The sequence below is a fragment of the Clostridium sp. genome (assembly GCF_036639235.1).
Lineage (GTDB): Bacteria > Bacillota > Clostridia > Clostridiales > Caloramatoraceae > Clostridium_AB.
Map to the genome: position 1 here is coordinate 1 of NZ_JAVWJB010000090.1, position 3,450 is coordinate 3,450.

Below are 3,450 nucleotides of genomic sequence, written 5' to 3' on the forward strand. Positions count from 1 at the left end.
AGAACAAGAAGAAGGAAGATAAGGTTAAGGAACTTCAAGACTTTATCGCACGTTTTAGTGCCAATGCTTCTAAGTCAAAACAGGCAACATCAAGAAAGAAGCTTCTTGAGAAGATAACTATTGATGACATTCAGCCATCAAGCAGAAAGTACCCATACATTGGACTAAAGCCTGAGAGAGAAGTTGGAAACGACATTCTTGTTGTTGAAAACCTTTCAAAGACAATAGACGGTGTTAAGGTTCTTAATGATGTAAGTTTTAGGGTTTCAAAGGGAGATAAGATTGCCTTTGAAGGAAGCAATGAAATTGCTAATACAACTCTATTCAAAATACTAGCTGGTGAAATGGAGCCAGACGCGGGAAGCTTTAAGTGGGGAATTACAATTACCTCTTCATACTTCCCAAATGACAACTCAGCATTCTTTAATGATAGTGACCTAAGCCTAGTTGATTGGCTACGTCAATACTCAGAAGAAAAGGCTGAGAGCTATATAAGAGGATTCCTTGGAAGAATGTTATTCTCAGGGGAAGAAGCTCTTAAGCAAGCTAAGGTTCTATCAGGAGGAGAAAAGGTTCGTTGTATGTTATCAAGAATGATGCTAAGTGGAGCTAACGTTCTTATGCTAGACCAACCTACTAACCACCTTGACCTTGAAACTATTACAGCACTTAACGATGGACTTAAGGCATACAACAGTGTAATACTATTTACATCACATGACCATGAGTTTGTTGAAACAATTGCAAATAGAATTATTGAGTTTACAGCTGATGGACTAATTGACAAGGAAATGACTTACAACGAGTACCTAGAGCTTAAATTTAATAGCTAATTAGTATTTATAAGGGAGCTGTCTCAAATTTGAATTTGGGATAGCTCTATTTTACTTTTACAAGGAACTAGCTACCACCATAAAGAACACCTATAGATTATAATTCCCCAAATTCTCCTAATGAGACTATTGGGAGGGAAAACTAAGGATTTTTTATATGCTAAATAAGGGCTGTCTCAAACTTAATTCAATTAAATTTTCCATTAGACGTTGGAAAATTTATTTCACCAGATGATCCGTTTATTCTTTTAAGCAATATATTGGAGGAGTTAGACTATACAAAGTTATTTAATGCGTACTCTCGTAAAGGGAGAAATTCTAAGGTTTCACCGATTAATCTATTTAAAATACTCATTTACTCATATATGAATAACATCTATTCTTCAAGAAAAATTGAACTAGCATGTAAAAGTGATATTAACTTTATGTGGCTTTTAGAGGGGGCACCTGCACCTGATCATAATACTATTGCTCGTTTCAGAACTGGAAGACTACAGAATGTGATTTAAGACCTGTTTACAGTTTTTTTTAGGTGTATAATTATTATAGGAATTAGGAGTAGTTAGTTTTTTATTAGGGGGAGATAATTATGGAATTTAAAAATGTACAATGTTTTTATTTTAGTCCAACAGGTAACACTAAAAAATCGGTTATATCAATTGCTTCAACTATTAGTGATAGCTATAGTGAGAAAGATCTAACTAAAAGTAAAAATAGAGGTGAAATACTAGAGTTTAGTAGTGATGATTTAGTGATTGTAGGGGTACCTGTTTATGGAGGAAGAATTCCACTTATTAATGGAGGGCTACTTAGCCTCAAGGGAAATAATACTCTTGCAGTTGCTATAGTTAACTATGGAAATAGGGAGTATGAGGATTCATTACTTGAGTTATCAACTTACTTACATGAAAATGGGTTTAAGGTTATAGCAGCAGCTGCATTTTTAGGAGAGCATTCTTACACTAGGAAGGTAGGGGAAAATAGACCAGATAGTAATGATATTAAAGATATGAACGAATTTGGAGAACGTATTAAAAAGCGTATTTTAGATAATAATTTAACTGAGGTTAAGGTTGATGGGAATTTTCCATTTAAGGAGAGAAAAGAATCACCTAAGTATTCTCCTTGTACAAGGGATAATTGTATTGACTGTATGATGTGTAGAGAATTATGTCCTGTAGATGCTATTGATGAGATGAATCCTAGATTAACAGATAAGGATAAGTGTATTAAGTGCTGTGCATGTATAAAGGGATGCCCGGCTAATGCTAAATACATGGATAATGAAACATATACATACTTTGTAAATTTCTTAGAAGAGAAATGCATTAAAAGAAAACAACCAAGTTTATTTATATAAGGGCTGCATATGCAGCCTTTTTACTGTTTTAGGGTATAATAAATATAACGATAGGAGGTAGCTATGGATATAATAATTAGACAAGAAGAAGAAAAAGATTATAAGGATGTTGAATCTTTAATTGAAGAAGCATTTAAAAATGAAGAATATAGTGACCATAGGGAACATTTATTAGTTAATAGATTAAGAAAAGGTGATGCTTTTATTAAGGAATTATCACTTGTAGCAGAATGGGAAGGGGTTATTCTTGGTCATATTATGCTAACTAAAATTAATATTGAAGGTGAATCAGGAAGGGTAGAGTCACTAGCATTAGCACCTGTTTCAGTTATTCCATCTCATCAAGGTAAGGGAATTGGAAGCAGACTTATTAAGGAATCTATAAAAATTTCAAAGGGTCTTAACTATGACTCAATAATACTACTAGGCCACCCTGAATATTACCCAAGGTTTGGGTTTAATAAGGCTAGTGACTATGAAATATATCCTCCTTTTGAGGTTCCTGATGAGTGCTTTATGGCACTTGAACTTAGGGAGAATTCTTTAGATAGAGTAAAGGGGAAAGTAGTGTATTCTAAGGAATTTATGGAGTAGAATATGGTATAATATATAAAAATTCTAAAGGTGGTAAAATGAGGGGAATTGTATATAACTATTTATTTTTAATTAATGTTTTAGGGTTTTTAACTATGTATATAGACAAAAGACGTGCCATTAAGAAGAAGTGGAGAATTAGTGAGAAGACGCTTCTTTTAATTGCACTTATTGGTGGAAGTCTTGGATCATTTCTAGGTATGAGGCTTTATAGACATAAGGTTAATGACCTTAAATTTTCAATTGGTCTTCCAGTTATGATGTTTATTCAGCTATGTATAGCAGCGACTATAATAGGAAAGTAATCATTACTGCACACTCAGGCTGTTGACAAAGTCAACAGCCTGTCATAAAAAACAGGTTTTTTATGAGTTTTGCCATGGGGTGCTAAAGCTACTGCGCAACGCTAAAGCGTCAATTGCCCCCTTGATCATGGATTTAAATTTCTTTATAAGGCAAATAAATATTTTGAAAAATATTTATTTGTGAACAATCTGAGTGGACAAGAGTATTGTCCACTTTTTTGTTTATAATTAGTTTAAGATTATGTTATTTTAATCTGCTTTTTTGGTGATAGGACTAAAAATATTATAAGCATAATAAGTGACAAAGCAGAATAAAGCTTCCATGCAAAGCTATAGCTACCAAAGTAGTCGTAGATTA

The 3,450-nt window shown here is 33.3% G+C and carries 5 protein-coding genes; all 5 read left to right on the plus strand.

Going from position 1 to position 3,450, the window contains the following annotated elements; all coding sequences use genetic code 11:
• The coding region (locus tag RR539_RS10585; RefSeq protein ID WP_332500427.1) for an ABC-F family ATP-binding cassette domain-containing protein at positions 1-833 on the plus strand (833 nt) is incomplete at its 5' end.
• 260 nt (positions 834-1,093) lie between these two features.
• Positions 1,094-1,342, plus strand: coding sequence for a transposase (locus RR539_RS10590; RefSeq protein ID WP_332483796.1), 249 nt, complete (start codon positions 1,094-1,096; stop codon positions 1,340-1,342).
• 80 nt (positions 1,343-1,422) lie between these two features.
• Positions 1,423-2,193 (plus strand): 4Fe-4S binding protein, encoded by a 771-nt coding sequence (locus RR539_RS10595; protein ID WP_332472877.1) that lies wholly within the window; start codon positions 1,423-1,425, stop codon positions 2,191-2,193.
• Positions 2,194-2,256: 63 nt separating this feature from the next.
• Positions 2,257-2,787 carry a GNAT family N-acetyltransferase gene (locus RR539_RS10600; protein WP_332472876.1) on the plus strand — a complete coding sequence of 177 codons (531 nt, stop codon included), beginning with the start codon at positions 2,257-2,259 and terminating at the stop codon, positions 2,785-2,787.
• Positions 2,788-2,825: 38 nt separating this feature from the next.
• Complete coding sequence (locus RR539_RS10605) at positions 2,826-3,092, plus strand: DUF1294 domain-containing protein (protein WP_332472875.1); 267 nt, start codon at positions 2,826-2,828, stop codon at positions 3,090-3,092.
• The last annotated feature ends 358 nt before the right edge of the window (positions 3,093-3,450 follow it).

What these genes read in the sequence shown, in the direction of transcription:
- RR539_RS10595 (WP_332472877.1), top strand. Translation starts at nt 1,423, where the DNA reads ATGGAATTTAAAAATGTACAATGTTTTTATTTTAGTCCAACAGGTAAC.
- RR539_RS10600 (WP_332472876.1), top strand. Translation starts at nt 2,257, where the DNA reads ATGGATATAATAATTAGACAAGAAGAAGAAAAAGATTATAAGGATGTT.
- RR539_RS10605 (WP_332472875.1), top strand. Translation starts at nt 2,826, where the DNA reads ATGAGGGGAATTGTATATAACTATTTATTTTTAATTAATGTTTTAGGG.